Source organism: Flavobacterium sp. C3NV (genome assembly GCF_046825355.2).
Classification (GTDB): Bacteria; Bacteroidota; Bacteroidia; order Flavobacteriales; family Flavobacteriaceae; genus Flavobacterium.
The window spans coordinates 398579-419241 of record NZ_JBKQBJ020000003.1; the positions used below are offsets into that span (position 1 = coordinate 398579).

At 36.3% G+C, this 20663-nt stretch carries 7 protein-coding genes; all 7 read right to left on the reverse strand.

The genetic code is table 11. The features are described from left to right. Nucleotide 1 precedes the first annotated feature (1 nt). Nucleotides 2-4561 (reverse strand): glycosyl hydrolase, encoded by a 4560-nt coding sequence (locus ACIDC4_RS06915; RefSeq protein WP_412042351.1) that lies wholly within the window; start codon nucleotides 4559-4561, stop codon nucleotides 2-4. Between the two features lie 360 nt (nucleotides 4562-4921). Further along, a complete protein-coding gene (locus ACIDC4_RS06920; protein ID WP_412042352.1) occupies nucleotides 4922-6904 on the reverse strand; it encodes a RagB/SusD family nutrient uptake outer membrane protein in 1983 nt (660 codons plus the stop codon). Between the two features lie 11 nt (nucleotides 6905-6915). Further along, on the reverse strand, nucleotides 6916-10242 hold the full coding sequence (locus ACIDC4_RS06925; protein ID WP_412042353.1) for a SusC/RagA family TonB-linked outer membrane protein: 3327 nt from the start codon (nucleotides 10240-10242) through the stop codon (nucleotides 6916-6918). 553 nt (nucleotides 10243-10795) lie between these two features. Continuing rightward, a complete protein-coding gene (locus ACIDC4_RS06930; protein WP_412042354.1) occupies nucleotides 10796-11950 on the reverse strand; it encodes a glycoside hydrolase family 88/105 protein in 1155 nt (384 codons plus the stop codon). Nucleotides 11951-11974: 24 nt separating this feature from the next. Beyond that, on the reverse strand, nucleotides 11975-13219 hold the full coding sequence (locus tag ACIDC4_RS06935) for a DUF2264 domain-containing protein (RefSeq protein WP_412042355.1): 1245 nt from the start codon (nucleotides 13217-13219) through the stop codon (nucleotides 11975-11977). A 38-nt stretch (nucleotides 13220-13257) separates the two neighbouring features. After that, nucleotides 13258-17352 (reverse strand): hybrid sensor histidine kinase/response regulator transcription factor, encoded by a 4095-nt coding sequence (locus ACIDC4_RS06940; protein WP_412042356.1) that lies wholly within the window; start codon nucleotides 17350-17352, stop codon nucleotides 13258-13260. A 131-nt stretch (nucleotides 17353-17483) separates the two neighbouring features. Further along, complete coding sequence (gene lacZ / locus ACIDC4_RS06945) at nucleotides 17484-20597, reverse strand: beta-galactosidase, LacZ type (protein WP_412042357.1); 3114 nt, start codon at nucleotides 20595-20597, stop codon at nucleotides 17484-17486. Nucleotides 20598-20663: the final 66 nt, after the last annotated feature.

Here is a 20663-nt window from a genome sequence, read left to right on the forward strand (position 1 = left end):
TTTATTTTTTAATAATGCGAATTGTTCTATCGGGATAAGATTCAATCTTTACCAGATATATTCCTGCTGTGGCATTGGAGATATTCAAATTAACTTTGCCATTTTCAATACTATACTTTGCCTTAGAAATCAGCTTTGCATCGGCAGTATAAATTCCAATGGTTACCGTATTTTCATTGGCTGGTACCTCAATCTCAAACTGACCTGAAGTAGGATTTGGAAATGCTTTTAGTGTTATATCCGAAGGCAATCCCTTTACTGTTTTAGCAGTAAACGTACCCAATGTTGGCGATTCATTATAAACCGTACCATAAAACTCAAGCTCTGCAATGTTCCCATAACCAGTTGGTGTGTACCAGTATATGTATCGGTATTTTTGAGTGGCTAAACCTGCATCTTCAGTAAAAACCGCATTTGGAGGAGTTTGTGTTATGGTATGTAAAACATCATAAGTAGTAAGATAATCGGCACTGTTAGAACCTCTAATCTCGCTTCCGGTCATACGGGTTCCAAAAGTAGAACGAGGAACATATTTTATAGATGTTAAACTGGCACTGCTGTCAAGTCCAAAATCATAACCTAAATAACCTGCAGCAGTTGGTCCGTCAACGTATGTATTGATATCTTCGTCAAAAGCTTTTGCGATAGTCAAACCATTGCTTTGATACGATCCTTCGTGACCAATGATCGTTCCGGTAATTTTTTGTCCTCCCGCAGGTTTTGCTGTTAATACAACTGAATCTGCCCCTTCGCCTAAAGAATTAAAGGCGGCAATTTTATAATAATACGTATTCCCGTTTACAACTGCTGTATCCTGATATGAATTGGTATCGATAGTCGCAATAGTAGTAAAAGGACCGGATTGTGAAGTCGCTCTTTTGACATGAAAAGAAGCATCATACATAAAATCCCAACCCAGAATTACTTTTGTATCGCCAAATCCCACAACAGCATTTGTTACTGCAATTGGAATTGCCAAAGCCAGTGTTTTAACCTGTAGAGCTGCAGAATAGGGACTTTCTCCTCCTGAATTCTCAGCAGCAAGTTTGTAATAGTAATTTTTATCTGCTGTTAAATTTTTATCCTCGTAAAATGTATCTTTTACATAAGTGGCAACAGTTTCGTAAGTACCATTTAATGTTTCTGACCTTTTAATAGTATAAGATATTGCTCCTGCTGATGCTGACCATTTTAAATTAATTATTGAGGTAGATATTCCTGTGCCTTCAATATTTGCAGGCGTTACAGGAATTGCAGCCTGCTCGAAAACCAATATAGCCGAATACGCTGTTTCTGTATTATCCTTACCTACTACTTTCATCCTGTATTCTGCTTTTGTATGAACAATATCTGTCTTTTTAAGAATAGTATAATCTGTCGATTCCTGAAAAACTGAAAATGCAGTTTCTCCATCTAATTTTCTTTCCAGAATATATTTATTCACTAAATCCTGATTAGTTCCCGTCCATTTTACGGTAATATTTTTATAATCCGAAGACAATTCATACGTCAGGGTTTCGACTTTTGTTTTCCATAACGGAATATATTCTCTGGTCGAAGTGTAGGCTTTCGCCGATGCATTTTTGGCGTAATATTCTCCCGCCGGAGTTAAAACAGTATAATCAGTTGCGGTGCTTGAAATTACCGGCGCTGTCTGAAGCCATACATAATTCTGCCAATTTGGATTTCTTGTTTTAAAAGCATCGTTGATCGTAACATACATGGCTCTCGAATCCTGTACCCAATTGTAGATCGAATAACGTTCTACATAATCTGTGGTTTCTAATACATTTAGAATTGCTGCCAAATCATTTTTGTGTTTGATGGCATTTGCATCCGTTAATAAGACAGGACCGTCAGGAAAATTATTGCCAGTCCAGTTGGCGCCTACATTCCATTCTGTAATCCAGATTGGCCTTTTGTATTTATCATATATGTTTTGTAAATCACTTTTCCATTGTGCAGCAGTTTTGTACCAATAACAGTGCAGCGCGACATAATCAACTCGGTAATTATTAGCCTCGGCCTGAGTCATAAAACTGGCCATCCACGGATTAAACGGATCTGATGTAGACGGCGAACCTAATCGTAAACCTGATTTTAGTAATCCAGGCCACGAAGTTATGGCAGCCTCAACAGTCATATTAGACTGATCTGGGCGATCCGGTTCATTAAAACCTAAAAGATGCGTATATCCTTCTTTTGTATAAGCAGGAGTAAATGATGGCCATGATTGTGTTTGTCTTATAGGAACGTATTCTACATTGGGCGTAGAATCTAATCCTGTATTCCAATTGTAATACCAGGTAATGTTTGTTGCATCTATAGCCTGCGCATCACCGCCTGCAAGTCCTTTTTTATTGACTTCATGCCATTTCATTGTTCTGACAAAGGAAATGGTCCCTTTTAAATTAACAGGTAAATCTGCTATCTCCAAGTCTTGATTTTCTGCAATATAAACCCTGCTATATCCAGTTCCGTCGGCACTGGTGGCAAAAGTAGCCATATAACCTTTTTTTAGTTTGAATGATTTAATAGCATTATCAAACGATTCTAAGTTATCATAAGGTGTAACGGGTGCAAACTGTCTGGATGTTCCTCCAAAATTTTCTGCAGTAAAAACTTCTAATGGTGTTTCGTTGATTGTATAAGGAGCTACAATGGCACCTGAACCATAACTGGTAACCGATACATTACTGCCGTTACCCGCCAAAACTCCATTTACAGATATAAACTTTAGATATGAACTAATAACTTCACTGGGTTTAATATTTTCGAAATACAAACGTGAAGCTGCCGAATTTAAATTAACTGTTGCATTAATTAAAGGATTATAGGCGTTTTGTAAATACAAAGATGAAGATCCGTTCAGGTTTAATTTTGATTTTGCGTAGCTTTTTACATTTTGATTACTGGTAATTTCTGCTGTTTGCAATGAAGGACTAATGATCTTTTCCGGCGCATAAGCTATATTTTCATACATTACTGAACTCACCACCATATCGACAGTACCTGTTGTATAATTTTTGCCAATCACAATAGCTGGACTTGTTTGCGACTGAAGCTTTAATTCTCCTATTCCAAAAAGTGCATTGGCTCCGCTAATATTTATATAATAAGTCCCGGCCGTTTGAGATTGAAAAGATAAATCTCCTTTTCTGAGTTTATTGACTGCTCCTGAAGTAAAGCTTTTAGAACCTAGAATAGTTCCTCCTCCATTGGCTGCTGTAGAAACAGATACATTAATAAGAGATCCTGGAGCTAAGTTTGAAATGTACTCGTAAATCCATGAAAACTGATACTCTTTCGAAGCTTCTAATGCAATTGGAAAAGAATAAACTGAATTTTGAAGTGCAGTCGAATCCCATCTGATATATAATAGTCTTCCTGAATAAACAGTATTATCCGATTCAAAAGTATGTCCGGAAGTTACATCCATATATCGTGTTCCGGAAGTGCTGTTAGCGGTATTAAAAATTGTGGGAACACTTGCATTCGTCCATCCGTACGCAGCTGGAGTTCCTGAGTTATCATTGGCAAAACCATCCCAGGTATTCATTAAATTGGAAGATTTTAGTTTTAAATCGCCAATGGCCATAAGTCCGTAATCGCCTGTAATGGTGATGTAACGAATACCATCAGCATTTGAAATAAAAGAAAAATCGCCTTTTCTTAATTTGTTGGCACTGCCGGTTGTAAATGATTTCGAAGCTAAAACACCCGATCCGTCAGCTCCTGTTGAAATGGCTACATTCAATTTTATACCCGCCGCCGCATTCGAAATATATTCGTAAATCCATGAAAATTCATATTGCAGATCTTTTTCCAGTTTTACAGGATAACTATAAGTTGAAGTAGCGTAACTGCTATTGTCCCAACGAATGTACATTAACCTGCCGTTGTAAGCCATATTATCTGATTCGAATGTATGTCCTGAGGTTACATCGAGATACCTGACACCGCTTGTTGAATTTGCGGTATTCCACGGAAGTGTAGCAACAGTATTTGCCCAGCCATAATCGTTAGGTTTCCCTGAATTATTTCCTGCAATTCCTGCCCATCTCCCTAATAAGTTATCTGTGCCATACACTATTTGCTGTGCTCCTGAACTATCAATTACAAAATCAAGTGTTTTAGAAGTTAGGTAATGTCCGTCCTGATAAATATTGGCAATTCCGTCTTTTACAGCATAACGATAGGTTTGTTCCTGACCATTATCAACAGAGGTGCTTAAATTTTCTATTATGGATAAAGCTGTAGTATTATTTAATGTTGTTTTGTCCAGAGAAGTCCTAAATCCGAATCCTGCTGAATTTTTAACCTGAACATCCAATCCTCTGCCCTGCGCTGCATTTATTTTAGCTTTAACTTCTAAAGTAAATTCGCTTTGACTGGATAATGGGAATGATAAAACATCTGAATTTGCTGCGTTGTTAAACGTTTTAGAACCGTTTAATGTGGTAGCTAAGTTTACTTTTACAGGCAAATTAGGCGCTTGTGCATGTATCTTGAATACAAAGACCGATAACCAGAATAATAAAATTGTGTATAATTTTTTCATATGAAATATTTGTTTTAAAAATTATTTTAAATTTTTTGTTTCATGCTTTCATTGGTAACCGACAAAATTATTTGCTAAGAAATTGTGCTGCTTCTTATTTATATTCTAAAGAAGTAGTACACTATTTCTTCTGCTATTATTAACAGGTATTATTTTTAATGTATTATGGAGTTTAAAAGGTATAAGTGGTGAGTTACAAAGTGATAGGATCACAATATATTTTGAACTGATTTTTATAAGCAACAAAAAACGATACTACAAGTATTATCCCCCTCTAACCACTTAGGGGATAATACTGTAGTAATCAACACTTATTAAAAACCACTATTAAAAGGCGTGAAAATTTTAAAGAACAGATCTCTAAATTTGGGTTTCATCTGCAACAGCATCCTGCCATCTACTCCAAACCTTAACATTAGGATCGTAACCGTCATAACCGTAGTTCTGACTTAATTTACCTTTGATATTGGCCGTTATGGCACTGTTTGGAATTGGCCAATAGTTATTGCGTTTGTCCATGGTATAAAACTTAGTACCGTTTGGCACTACAATTCCGCTCTGAAATTTGTTGTACAGTGTGTAATGTGAAATACGCTGGTACCAATAACTACCTCCGGATGCATCAGTTCCTGATTGTTTGTCCCAATTATCTTTACTGTAAGTCTGACCCCATTCATCTGGTCGTCCGCTGAGGGCAAGACAATGCGAAATACGTTTTAACTCTACATTTCTCCATTCTTCCAGATAAAGTTCTCTACCTCTTTCTGCAGCAATATCACCAATAGTTACCTGACCGTACATTTGAGAAGCTCCGGCTCTGGCTCTGATAACATTCACGTCCTGAGCTGCTCCGCCTACATTACCTTGGTAAAAACGGGCTTCGGCTCTTAACAAATACGTTTCGGCCAAACGATATAAATACCAGTGTGCCTTACTTCCTGTACTTGCTCCCTGAAAATCAGTTGCATTTGGATTCGTTTCATTTACAACATCATGCAGATAAATTTTGTACAACGGAAAATCGAACCATTCACGAAGTGTATCTTTTGACAATAGTGTATTGCCTTCTTTCATTCTAAAATTTTGCTGGTAGTATGCAGAAGTTTTATCACTGTATTTAAGATCTTCCATATTTACCCAGTTACCCACAGCGCTGTTGTGTCTAAGATCCTGTTTGTCCTCAATACCGTTTACAACCCACATTGGGTGTTGCGAATAATAAGAAGCACTAATAGTTGCAATACCGCGTCCTAATGCTCTTGCATAATCATACTTTGCCTGATAATTAGCATTGTTTGAAGCAAAACGATTTGCTGCCAGTTTACCATCAGGAGTTGTAAGCGTACCTGAATTCCAGTTAGGCCCAAAAATTCTCATCGAAGCAAACGGTAAAAATGACTGTACTCCACCATTTGGCATTACCAAAATAGCTTCTCTGTTACCAGCAATTACCTTATTCTCTGGTCGGTGTAAATCCCAAATTACATTTCTGTTTATCGCCCATGTAGTTGGATTTCCACCCGGATCAAAAGTTCCAAAAGATCCCTGCATTAAAGAATAACCGGATTGATTAATTAGTAAATCGGCCTGTGTTTCTGCATCTTTAAATCTTCCTGAAGCCAGGTAACATTTAATCAGTAATTGACGGCAAGCTCCTTTATTTACTAAACCTACATAAGCTAGTTTTGACTGCTCAGGCACCCATTCTACAGCCTTTTCCATATCTGCTGTAATCATTTCGATAATAGCTTCTTTTTTAGTAGAATAATAACTTTGTTTTGGAACCTGCAAAATTTTAGTAATCAAGGGTATATCTCCAAATTGATACACTAAATTAAGATAACGATACGCTCTGTGAAAATAAGCCTGACCAATATATTTACGTTTTACTTCTTCTGATAAACTTGTTACATTATCAATGTATGTCAGTACTGTATTGGCGTATTTAATACCATTATAACCTTCATCCCAGTAAAACCCAAGATAAAAATCATCATTGGTTGCTGTTTTAAAACTTCCGGTAGGAACTATAGTGTTTGCAAAATCAGAAATAGTACTACTGTTATCCGTTTTTCCATATTTAGCCATATCAGAGAAAACATATTCTGTACCGATAGGCACACTGTTTGTCGCAGCATTATAATGAATATAATTATTACGCAAACCTTTATCTGCAATTGCTAAAGTTGCCTGCAATCCTGATTCAGTCTGAAATGTAGTTTCTGGTTCGTAAAACGAAAGCGGATCCGGCTCCAGAAAATCCTTTGAACAAGAAACCAAAAGAGCAGAAGCCACTGCTAAAGGTGCCAGTATTAAAATTTTATTTTTTATATAAGTTTTCATTATTGATAATTTTAAAGTGAAACGTTAAATCCTAAATTAAACATTCGCGTAGCAAGCCCTCCTGTTTCCGGGTCACCATAATATTTCCATTGATCATTAGCTGACCATGTTGCAGCGTTCTGAACCGAAGCATAAATTTTGAAATTTCTAACATGCAAACGATCAATAAGATCTTTAGGAAGTGAATAAGCCAACGAAATATTGTCTAAACGAATAAAACTACGATCGTATAATTTTGCTGTTCCGGCTCCTGCAGGACCTCTTGCATCAAGACGTGCCCAATCATTGGTTGGATTATCAATTGTCCAATAAGGGTTTACAAACGGATTGTAATTGTTTGTGTATAAACTACCATCGTTATACGTATTCATATAACGTCCGTCAAGCGATTTGTGTCCCATGTAAGCATACATATTGATTGCCAAATCCCAGTTTTTGTAAATTTTAAATTCATTACGCAATGACCAGTTAATTGGTGGCGCAGTTTCTCCTAAAAATTGTTTGTCTTTTTCATTATAAGTTGGTTTTCCATTCACATCGTCAGCAGTATAACTGTTCTCCACTTTTGGATCCCCAGGACGTTGGCCGTATTTTGCAGCTTCTACAGCTTCATCTTTTTGCCAGATTCCAATTACTTTATAATCCCAGATTTGAGAAATTGGTCTGCCAATAAACCATCCGTTTGTTTTATCATCTGACTCTTTTGTTCCAACAACATTACCATTGGCATCCTTAACATCTTCCATATTGCCGTACAATGCATTAATCTTGTTTTTGTTGTATGAAAAAGCAACCATGGTAGTCCATTCAAAATTTGGATTTTTTATATTTAAAGTATTCAAGCTGATTTCGATCCCTTTATTTTCGACCTCACCAAGATTGGTTGCAATTGATCCAAATCCGGAAAAACCTGGCAAACGCTGACTCATGATCATATCATTGGTAACTGATCTGTAAAGATCTACAGTTCCGGTAATACGATCTTTTAAGAAACCAAAATCAAGACCAATATTTGTTGCGGTTGTTTTTTCCCATTGCAAATTAGGATTCGCCATACGGTCAATAGCTAAGTACTTCGTATCTACAATATTTCCTGAAGCATCTATATATCCCATTGTTGCTCCTGTACCTGAACCTAAATTCGCCAAAGCAATGTATGGATCTGCAAGCGATCTGTTTCCGTTTTTCCCCCAGGAAACTCGTAATTTACCTGTGCTTAAAGGAGTCCAATGAAACCAGCTTTCCTGATTAAAGTTCCATCCCACTGCAACAGAAGGGAAAGTAGCGTAAGGATATGAAGCTCCAAATGCTGAATATCCATCACGACGTACCGTTGCGGTTATCATATAACGATTATCAAACGAATAGAAAAGTCTCGCCATTAAACCATCGGCTGTTTGATGCGTATCTGTACTTGAAAATGAGCTGTTCAAAAGAGTTGCGTTAGCAATATTGTGAAATCCTAAGGCATCAGAAGGCTGAATGTTACGGGCATACACAACATCTGACCATGTTTTTAGGTCTTCTGCTTCCTGAACTAAAGTTACGATGAAGTGGTGTTTCTCAGTAAATGTATGATCCCATGTTAATGTATTATTCAGGTTCCAGGTAAACTTTTTACCATTACCTCTATCTACTCCTATGTTTACAGGATTCAGGTTTTTATTACCTGCCGATTGAAAATAACGGTTGTAAAAGAACTCATAACGTGGTGCAGCATTAAAGGAATAAGTAATACCTAAAGGTAAAGTTACCTTTGTATTAAAAATGGTATTCAATACCGTATACCCTTTTTCAAGTTCCATATATTGTCTGTCATAGTAATAATTATAACCTCCAATTGTTGGTCCCATTGGTTGTCTTGCATAATCACCATTTGCTTCTGTAAAATTAGAAAACGGGCTGTTTCTTAACATATTTGCATCCCAATAATTGGTTCCTGTACCCACAGATATATCTCCATCTGAACGATCCTGAAAATTAACGTTGGCTCCAAATTCCAGCCAGCTTGTAATTTTAGCATCTACTTTCATATTCGCACGAACTGCAGAATAATCATTACCCTGAATAGCTCCTTCTGAAGTTAAATAACCCAAAGACATATAATAATTTACTTTATCGCTTGCTCCGGAAACACTTAAGTTATTGTCGTGATTTATTCCTGTTCTAAAAGTACTGCCATACCAATCGTGTGTCTTTCCATCTGTAAAATTCTTCAGAAGCGACGCATCAGTAATTCCCAGGCGAAGTCCCCAAACTTCATTCAGACTTTTGCCTTGTATTTGTGCAGCGGGCTGATAAGCCAACCATTGCGCCTGAGTGATACCATATTGATCTAATTGATTTGGATTTGTATAATACCCCGCTTTATTGGCAGCTGTTCCTGTTACCCATGCCTCGTAATTTCCGGTGGCTGTATTTGTTCCGTACGTTTTAGCAGTTTCCCAATCCTGACGATATTTTATATATCCGTCTGCATTATAAACATTGCGATAAGCGCTTTTGGTAGTAATCGTTGTATTTGTTGTAACATTAATAACTGGTTTACCTGTTTTTCCTTTTTTTGTTGAAATAACAATAACCCCTGCCGCCGCTTTAGATCCGTAAACAGCTGTTGCTGATGCATCTTTTAAAACATCGATCTGACCAACATCATCAGGATTGATTTCTGAAAGCTCGCCGTAAAATTGCATTCCGTCTAAAATAATAAGCGGTGAGTTATGGCCTCCGTCAGAATAAACAGAAGTTTGTCCACGAATCTGCAAAGATCCTCCTCCTTTTGCATCAGCAGAATAACCCACTTTTAAACCGGGAACACCACGCAATAAATCCTGAACGGTCTGCGGGTTCTGGTTGGCCAAAGCTTCGGCTTTAACCTGAACAATGGATCCAGTCAAATCCTTTTTCTTCATTTTACCATATCCTACAACTACTACCTCATCTAACGAAGCAGCGTTTTCTTCCAGTTGTATCGTAATATTGTTTTTACCATTTAGAGGTACTTCTTTGGTTACAAAACCAACAAAGGATACTACTAATACAGCATTATCATCTGCATCCAGCGTAAATTTTCCGTCAAAATCTGTAATCGTTCCTTTTTTTGTTCCTTTTACCGCAACTGAAGCACCCGGAAGAGGAATCCCCTTGTGATCTTTAACCTGACCGGTAATGCTGTTTTGTGGTTGTACTTTTTCTATTCCTGCTGTACTACCGGATTCAGTAGAGAATGCATGTACCTGAGACAATGAAACCAAAACACAAAGTAGTGTTAGTTTCTTTTTTAAATCAAATCCAGATACATAATCAGGAGCCTTAATCTTCCTAATAAATTTTGTCATTTTTGGTTGTAATTTTGGTTAATTGATTAGTTAAGTTACAGACTGTAAAAACTCACTTAAGTTTATTTTTTACATTTTAATTTTTCAATTTTTTTACGTAAAAAATATCACGTCGTTTCTTATAGTCTGCCTTGCAAATCTAGCATAAGAGGTACAAGTGAAAGGGGGTAATTACAGCATTATAACAGGGTCAAATCAGCATTTTACCCTAATAAACAGGTTATTTTTATGTCACCCGTAAAAAATTAGTGTTATAAATACACTTTACGTAATTTTTTAAGAAACATTAGGAAGTTTCAGGGTCTTTAACTTTGAGAGTTTTAGAAAGTTTTACCACAGAGTTTTACCACAGAGATGCACAAAGATTTCACAGAGTTTCACAAAGAAATAGGTTGACTTTTGTGAAACGCTATGAAAAATTTAGCATGCTGTGCTGAAGTTTAATACTCCATGCAATAAACTAAAAAAACTTTGTGAAACTCTGTGGTAAAACTCTGCGAAACTCTGCGAAACTCTGCGGTAAAACTAAGCAGCCTGAAACAAACTTTAAACTTTACTTCACAAAACGATACATCTCTGATGCTGCCAGTAAAAAAGCACCTACTCCAAAATCAGCTGTAGAATTTTTATCTACTACCTGCCCCGGAATTGCTTTTTCGCCAATAGGCTGTACATATCCTACTGTGCCATCGGCCTGTAGTGCGAATTTGGTCAGATAGTTCCATGACTTTTCTACCACTGGTAAATAGTCTTTTTTATCTAAAATTCCATTATTAATTCCCCATAAAAAGCCATAGGTAAAAAATGCCGTTCCGCTGGTTTCCGGTCCCGGTGCATGCTCCGGATCCAGAATACTTCTTGTCCAGTATCCCTCTTTTTGTTGGGCATCGGCAAGAGCTTTTGCCATATCTTTAAAACGATTTATATATTCGGTTCTATGCTTGGCTGTTTTGGGTAAATCCTGAATAATTTTGGCATAACCAGCAAAAATCCATCCGTCGCCTCTGGCCCAAAAGTCTTTTTTTCCGTTGGCACTTTTGTGTTTTGGATATACATATTTAGCATCACGAAAATACAGTTTTGCCTCATCGTCGTACATAATACTATCGGCATAAGCCAGATACGAATTTAGTTTCTCTAAGTACATCTCATTTCCGGTAACGTTGTACAGCTTCGTCATGACCGGCATTACCATATACAGCCCGTCTACCCACCACCAATAATCATTTGCTTTTGTACTCATTTCATATTCCATCACTTCCTGTGCACGTGCAATTTTGCGAGGATCATTTTTACCTGTAAAGTTGTACAAATCGATATAGGTTTGAAAACAAATCTGCCAGTCTCCAAACAATACATATTGATCATTTTCTCCATAACTGTATTTCCATTCTGACTTGTTATTGGATTTGGCTCCCATCCACTGATTTTTTTCGGCCCAAGCCAAAGAATAATCCAGATACTTTTTGTTTTTAGTTACTTTATAAGCTTCCATATTTCCTGTATGATAGGCTGAGACATGCCAAAAAGCATTGCCAAATTCCGGATGTGTAGTTTGCCAGCGATTGTTTACCTGATCAATAATAGAAATAACTTCTGCTTTTGATTGTTTTATTGGAGTTTCTGACTTTACGGCGCTCGTTTTACAACTAACAATGGTTAAAGAAACAGAAGCCATTAGAATAAAAAATGAGTTGCTAAAATTCATAATGATATTAAAATTAATGTTTAATTATTTTGAGGCATGATCAATTGGAATTTCCTGTCCTGACCATATTTTCTTTTGTGTCCAGGGCTGATAAGGATCGCTCCATAAAGGATCTGTTGCCGGTAAACCGAGAACTAAAAAAGCTTCTGAACACAAATACAAACTTCCGGTTGAGATATATCCTTCGCCAATATTAGGCTGATGTCCGTAAAAACCTATTTGAAGCCAGCCATTTTTATCGAAAGTATCTTTGGCATTCAATTGGTTGTGAATCATAAAGTACAAAGCCGAACGCACTTGTGAAGGAGCAATTTCTTTTGGCAATTCTTCCCAAAGGGCGATTTGAGATAGTAATTGAAAAGCCCCAAAACGATACGCCAATGAACGACCAATAGGCGGATAAGTCCCGTCAGGAGAAATTAATCTTTCCTGAACGGCAGCATAACGTCGGGCTCGGTTTAACTCTGTATCATAATCGGCTTTATAGTTGCTGTTTTTTTCATTCAATACGCTCAATATATCCAATTGCATCGGGTGAATTACAAAACTATTATAGTAATCCCAATGAAAATCAGGGCCATCGCCATAAGTTCCGTCTCCTAAATACCATTTTTTATGCTGCTCCAACGCATAATTCAGTCGGTCTTTATCTTCGTCTTTATCAAATTTAATGATTGCCGCTTCTATCATTCCTGCAAAAAGCAGCCAATTGCTATGATAAGGCTCAATTTTTCGGGATGATTTTAATGCTTTTATTACATTTTGTTTGGTAATGGAATCCAGCGGTTCCCAAAGTTGTTTTGGTGCACGAAGCAACGCCTGCGCAAAAAAAGCAGCATCGACCAAAGGCTGTCTGTCTACTACAAAATTCATAAAATCAGGCGCAGATGGATCTGTGGCATTATGAATCGATTTTTGGGCTAAATCAATATATTTTGCTCTTAATTTACCCTCGGGCGTTTCATCCGGACCCAATTCTAACCAGGGTGCCATTCCTGAAAGCAGCCTGCCAAAAGCTTCTAAATAAGTTACATGAGTTCTTGCATCCCATGCGCCCGGTGATTTTTCTACAGGCATCAATTGTTTTAACTGGTTGTTGCTTAATGCCACTAAAACGGGATCTCCAATTTTAACTAAAGAAGACACAAAAAATTCACGTACTTTTTCAGGAGATTTTTTCTGAAGTCTTTTTGATTGCGCTTGTAAAGCAGTACTCGCTGTAAAATAAACAAGTCCTAATAAAATAGTCTTTTTAAAATATTTATTCATATGTTTTTTTCTTAATTTCTTCTCGTCTCTGCTCATCATCAGGTTGATTTCCAAAAACTTTCATTCAAAATATATTTATTGTCCTTGACGTTTTGATACTTTTTCTTAAACTCAGAAGGGTTTATATTATAAAATTGCTGAAAGTGTTTCCTGAAGTATTTAATATCGCCAAAACCGGCAATCGAAGCCGCCTGGCTTATTTGTAAATCGGTTGTAATAAGTAAGGTGGCCACTTTTCGTAATCGGACATTTCGGGTAAATTCTGAAACTGATTTGCCTGTAATTTTTTTAATTTTTTTGTAAACCAAAGAATAGCTCATACCTAACTGAAGCGCCAGATCATTTACATTAAAATTATCTACATCCAGATTTGCATCAATGATATCGACAATTCGTTCGATCAATATTTTATCTTCATCTGATAATTTCAGACTTCCGGCATTTTTGGTAACAGATTTAAGCAGGTAATTCTGTTCAGTATCTCGTCTCGTTAATATTCCGCTGATTCGCGCTAATAAATATTCGTTATCAAACGGTTTTGTAATGTAATCATCTGCTCCTACTTCGGCGCCTTTAAGTTTTACTTCTTCTGAAGTTCCTCCCGTGAGTAAGATTACAGGAATGTGTTTTAGCTCTTCATCTGTTTTGATGTATTTACAAAAAGCCACACCATTCATTTCTCCCATTACGACATCAGAAATAATTAAATCCGGCTGTACTTTTCTAATTATTGCTAAAGCTGCTTCGGCACTTTCGGCCGCAGTAATATGATATTTTGAAGCTAGTATTCGTTTTAAATAATTTCTGATCTGAGGATTATCATCTACAATTAAAATACTTTTTGCTTCATTGATGACATCTTTTACATTTTCAGGTTCTTCAATAGTATGCGATACGTTTTGTATTACGGTATCCTCTAAGGCTTCTTCTAAAAATAAAGTTCTGTCACTTAAGTCTTCGCGTATTTCTATATTTCCAAAATGTTCTTTTCCAAGAAGCAGTTTAATTTCAAAAGTAGCTCCTCCGTTTTGATTGTTGCTGCAGCTTACTTTTCCGTAATGCTGATCTACAAACTGTTTTACCAAATAAAGACCAATACCAAATCCTTTACGGTTGTTTTTGATGTTTTTATTGGATTGGTAAAACAAGTCGAATATTTTCTCTTTATCAGCCTCCAGAATTCCTTCGCCATTATCAATAACCGATATAATGACTTCATTGTCTACGCAACGCAGGTTTACGGCAACGGCTCCGTTTTCTTTCTCTGTAAATTTTAAGGCGTTCGAAATCAAATTGAACAAAGCCATTTCTATTTTTTCGCGATCTACATACAGGTATACTTTTTCTTCAGAAATACTAAAACTATAATCGATTTTATTGGTTTTAGCATGATGCACAAAACAGCTAAAGACTTCTTTAGCGAGTTCTACAATATCAATTTGCCCTATTTTAAGTTTTCCCGTTTCTGTTTCTGTTTTTCGAAAGAGAAGCAGCTGATCTACCAGACTCAATAGTCTTCTTGAATTACTGTACACCATTTCTATAGCACCCGGATCTATTTGCTGATCTGTGCCATAGATTATATCTTTTAATGGATTAATAATCATGGTCAAAGGCGATCTGAACTCATGAGAAATATTAGTGAAAAAGGTTAGTTTTTTTTCATTTAATTCCTTTTCCTGTTTGGCTAAATCCTGAGAAAGTTTTACTTCATATTTAAGTTTTTCCTGTTGTCGCTGGTATTTATCTACTACATAAATAATAAAAGCAACTGCCAAAGCATAAAACAAATAGGCAAAAATACTTCTGTACCAAGGTGGTAAAATCGTGATGGGCAATGAAATAGACTGAGTGTTCCAGACTCCCTCGGCATTGGTCGATTTTATTTTTAGCACATAATCACCTTCTGTTAATCTGGAATAATTGGCGCTTCTGATATTATCAACATAATGCCATTGCGAATCCCATCCGTCTAAAAAATAAGCATATGATATTTTTTCAGGCAAACTGTATTCTAAAGCTGCAAAATCGATGTTCAGCATTGACTCGTCGTAAGGAAGTTTCAATTTATCAATACCAAAAGTGGCTAAACCGGATTCTTCTATGGCTTTATTATTGACTTTTATGGCGTTTATGATCAGCTTTGGAAAATCATGAGTGTCACAATTTATTTTGGTATTAATGATATTAAATCCTTTTATTCCTCCAAAAACGATTTCTCCCGTAGAAAGTTTCAGCGCAGCATTATAATTAAACTGATTGCTCTGAAGTCCGTCACTATCATGATAACTTGTTATTTTACCCGTAACATCATTGTACACAAATATTCCGTTGTAGGTACTACACCAATATGCACCCTGATTATCCCGAACAATATTAAGAACAGAATTGTTTGAAATGCCGTCTTTTTGGGTCAAAAACTTCCCTTTTAATGTTTGCGGATTAAAAATCATCAGGCCTCGTCCTTCGGTGCCAATTAGCATTTTAGTATCAGAAACAGCAACAATCGAACGTACCGGATACTTTATTAATTGAATCAACTGGCTTTTTGCTGTCTTGGGATTGTACTTAAAAATACCTGTGAAATTCCCCAGCCATAAACATCCCTGAGCATCTTCGGTAATTGAAATTATGCCGTTAATTTTTGCATCTACAAAATCAAATTTATCGGTCGCTTCATTATAACGATACAGGCCTTCATCATCCGGAGAAGCTGCCCATAAAACCTTGTCTTTGCTGCGGTACATTACCCAGATATTCTTTTGAAAGGAATTGTATTTTGGATTAAAAAGGGAGTACTTTTTAAAACTTCGGGTCTTGGCATTAAATAAAGAAATTCCTCCGCCATAAGTTCCAAACCAAGTTCCTTTATCATCCTTTACAATTGCCGACACAAAATTATTGGTTAGCGAATTGCTGCTATTGGCATTATAGGAATAATTTGTAAAACTGTTATTCTTTCGGTTCCATAAACTGGCGCCTCCTCCATCTGTTCCTATCCAAAGATTTTCACTGTCTTGTTCGCATAAGGAAAGAATAAAATCGCTTGGCAATGTGTTTGTTGCTTTTTCATTTTTAGAAACCGTCAAAAAAGGACTTTTTTTGCTTTCTACTCTATTCACTCCGCCTCTTAAAGTCCCAATCCAAACCCGGTTTGCACTGTCTAGATACAAAGATGAAATGGCATTGCTGTTTAATTTTTCGTCACTAAAATTTGCATTAAGGGAAGAAAAGGAGTTTGACGTATAATTATACTGGACAACGCCGTTACCATTTGTCGCGATCCAAAGTTCCTTGGTATCACGCTTGTACATAAAGTCAGCAATAGGATATCGCACTTCCTGATTGGTGTACACATGAAAGGTTTTATTGATGGTATTGTACTTCAATAAACCTTCTTCTACACCTACCCAAATATTGGAGAATGGGTCATAAAAAATACTGGTACCATTGAGAATTTCAGAGAAAACTACTGATAATTTATTGGTATTCGTATCCATAGCAACAATGCCAACGCCCTGAACAAAACCCCACAATTTACCTGATGCATCAAAATCTATTGCCTGAACATGGTAATCCCACTGCAATTTTCCGTTTACAGAAAGAGGTACAAAAGTAATTTCCTTTCCATTTTTCGAACAAAGCAAACCTTTACCGGCTGTAGCAATGTAAAGATTTGTTTTATAATCTTTAATTTGATTAACGACAAAATTAATGGGTTCATTTTTACCTGTTTTAGGATTTACGCTATAGCGCGTACTAAACCTGTTGGTCAAATAACTATAAACACTGATTCCGCCTTTTGTACCAATCCAAATTTCGTTTTGAGTACCACAAATACTTACAACCCTGTTATTTACTAAAGAATTAAGATCGTTGGGTTCGTTTCTGTAATTCATGAAGTTATAGCCATCATATCGGCTTATTCCGTCATACGTTCCAAACCACATCAAACCCCGTTTGTCTTTGTAGACTGAAGTAACAGCATTATTAGCAAGTCCGTTTTTAATACCAATATAGCCAATATCATATTTTTCCGATTCATATTTTGAAACAGACGAAACTGCAGCTGCCTGCGGTTTAGCCACAATACCAGCTAAGAATATTAAAAAAAACAGGACTTTCTTTTTCAAAATATATTGTGCATTAGGTTATATCTAAATACTTATTTACTACCAGACTGTTCTAAAAATTATTAAAAATCAGAAAAACCTATGATTACCAATCATAGGCTTTTCCGGACAAACTAAAAAATGACACTCAACTAATTAACCAATGAAATCGTGTAGGTATAACTGTATTTTTTATCCAGTAATCGATAAGGATCGTGAGGCAAACTTCCCCAACTATCATCACCGCCAAGACCTCTTTGTTTGTAATCTAAATGAAGGTAAACTGCTTCTTTAGAATTTAAATCTAAATCTGTAGGATGACGCTGTTCTTTATTTTTTCCCGGATCTAAATCTTCTGTCGAAATATTCAATGCGCTAAAACCTATTGGCTGCTGCCCTTCGATTTTTAAACCTTGTCCATTATCATTTTTTAAAGTCAGCCAACGAACATCTGTTTTGTAACCTGACTCTTGCGGACGAATAAAATTCCTTGCATATTGATTGATTACTTTATCTGAATATTCTCCAATAAATGCCGCTGAGTTTCTATCTGAATAGTTTTCCCAAGGTCCTCTTCCGTAATAACTCAAATTATCAAATGCTCCGTTTAGTTTTAAACGCATTCCAAAACGAGGTATTTCCGGCAATTCTTTTCCTGTCAGATCAATAGCCGCCGTTACTTTTATCTCTCCGTTATTCTGAATTAAATAATCGACAGTATAAGGAACATTTGCCTGAGCCAATTGATACGCAACTTTTATAAGCACTCCTTCTGAAGATTTTTTATCCAGATTAACGCTTACAACAGTCGGATTTTTTGATGCTTCTTTCCAGATTCCTAACTTATTTGGCATCCCGTTTCCAAAATCATTATCTGTTGGAGCACGCCAAAAATAAGGGCTTGGGAAATTGGTAAAAACATTCTTTCCGCTTTTCGAAGTATATTTAAGAATTTCTCCTTTTTGCAAATCAAATTCTCCGGTGATGTTTTCCGTTTCAAAAGAAAGTACATTTTTTGCCACGGTATATTTCAATTTAGATCCTGTATTTGCTGTTGCATTAGTTGCAAAATAATTGCCTTTTGCTACTTCAAATTGCTCTCTTGCAAGTTCAAATCCTTTAGCAACTAAAGGTGTATCGTATTTTGAAACCGCATAAACATTCAAAAAATATTCTGAATTTTCATCAAAAGCACCTACGTCTAAAGCTACTTTCTTGCTTTGTTCCGGATCTAAATCTAAATTAAATTCGCCCGTTTTTACTTTTGAACCGTTTTTGATTACCTCCCATTTAAAGGCATAATTGGAGAGATTGGTAAAATTAAAATGATTTGTTATTGTCAAATCAGTTCTGTTATTCAGCTTAAATTCAATATTTTGATACACTTTTTTCACTTCCTCCAAAGCTGGCTTTGGAGTTCTGTTAGAAAACACCAATCCATCGGCACAGCCATTTTCATCATTTTGCAAATTAGCTCCGCCTAAATCTCCACCGTAAGCCCAAAAAACTTCGCCTTTGTCATTTTTCGTTTTGATTCCCTGATCTACCCAATCCCAAATAAACCCGCCTTGCATGCGTTTACTGTTATTGATAATGTCCCAGTATTCCTGAAAATTTCCGCTGCTTTGTCCCATCGCGTGCGCATATTCACACATAATATAAGGACGCTCTTTATCTGAATTTGTATAATTTTTCATGCTCTTAATACTCGGATACATGGGCGCTACTATATCGGTATTTCTGTTTTCGCCTGCCTGCTCAAACTGAACCGGACGAGTATTATCTACTTTTTTTAACCAATCGTATGCATCGTAAAAAACAGGACCATTTCCGCATTCATTTCCTAATGACCAGATAATAATCGAAGGATGGTTTTTATCGATGGCAAACATTCTTTCGATACGATCCATGTGCGCCGGTGCCCATTCTGGCAAATAAGCAGGATGTTTCGTTTTATCAAACCAGTTTTGCCACTCTGCTCCCATCGCATGACTTTCGATATTGGCTTCATCTACTACATAAAAACCGTATTCATCGCATAAATCATAAATATGAGGATCATGCGGATAGTGGCTCATTCTGATTGCATTAACGTTATGTTCTCTCATTAACTGAAGGTCTTTGAGCGTTAATTTTTCATTTGGAACATGCCCTTTTTCATCATCATGTTCATGAATATTAACTCCTTTTACCATAATGACCTTGCCGTTTACCAACAAGCGGGCGTTTTTAATTTCAACTTTTCTAAAACCTGTTTTTTTAGAAATAATTTCCAAAACTTTCCCTTTATTATCCAATAAACTAATAGTGTAACGGTACAAATTTGGGGTTTCGTTACTCCATTGTTTTACATTTTCGATTGTTTTTTCAAAGCTGATTTTTGACTCTTTATTGTTTACTTTTTTAGTTTCAGAAAAAATAGCATTTCCCTTATTGTCAAACAATTCGACTTTGATTGCCGGATTTTTAATTTTACTTTTTTCAAAATATTTTAAAGTAACATCCAGGTTAAAAAGTCCGTTTTTGTATTGATTGTCTAAATCGCTTTTTACAAAATAATCCCAAACTGTCGTTTTAGGCATTGCCTGCAAATAAACATCTCTTTCGATACCGCTTAATCTCCAAAAATCCTGATCTTCTAAATAACTTCCGTCATGCCAACGGAATACCTGAACTGCAATTAGATTTTCTCCTTTCTTTAAAAAAGAAGTAATATTAAATTCAGCCGGCGTTTTTGCCGCTTTGGTCATCCCTACTTCTTTTCCGTTCAGGAAAACTCTTGCGTAGCCTGAGATCGAAGCAAAATGAAGTATAATTTCTTTGTCGTTCCAGGATTCAGCAACTGTAAAAGTGCGTCTGTAACTTCCTACCGGATTATAATCTGGTGCTATAAAAGGTGGATTTTTAGGAAACGGATACGTAATATTCGTATAAATAGGAATATCATACCCTTGCAATTCCCAGTTCGAAGGGACTTCGATATTCTTCCAGCCGGAATCATTTAAATCTGCTGCATAAAAATCCAAAGGTCTTTGTGAAGGACTTTTTACAATATTGAATTTCCAGTTTCCATTCAGACTTTTGTACAATTCTGATTTTTGAGGATTGTTGCCTTTCAGCTCATTTTCATTACTGAATAATAAGAAAGAACTTCTGCCGGCTTCTTTTCCTCTGTCTAATATTTGAGGATTTTCCCATTCGTTATTCTGGGCAAAATTATTTTGCAGACTCAAAAACAAAGCAAGTGCTAATACAATTTTTTTCATTTAATTACTTTTACAAAATCAGGTTTTAAAAATTTAATACTCCACCATTTTATTTCAAAATCATAA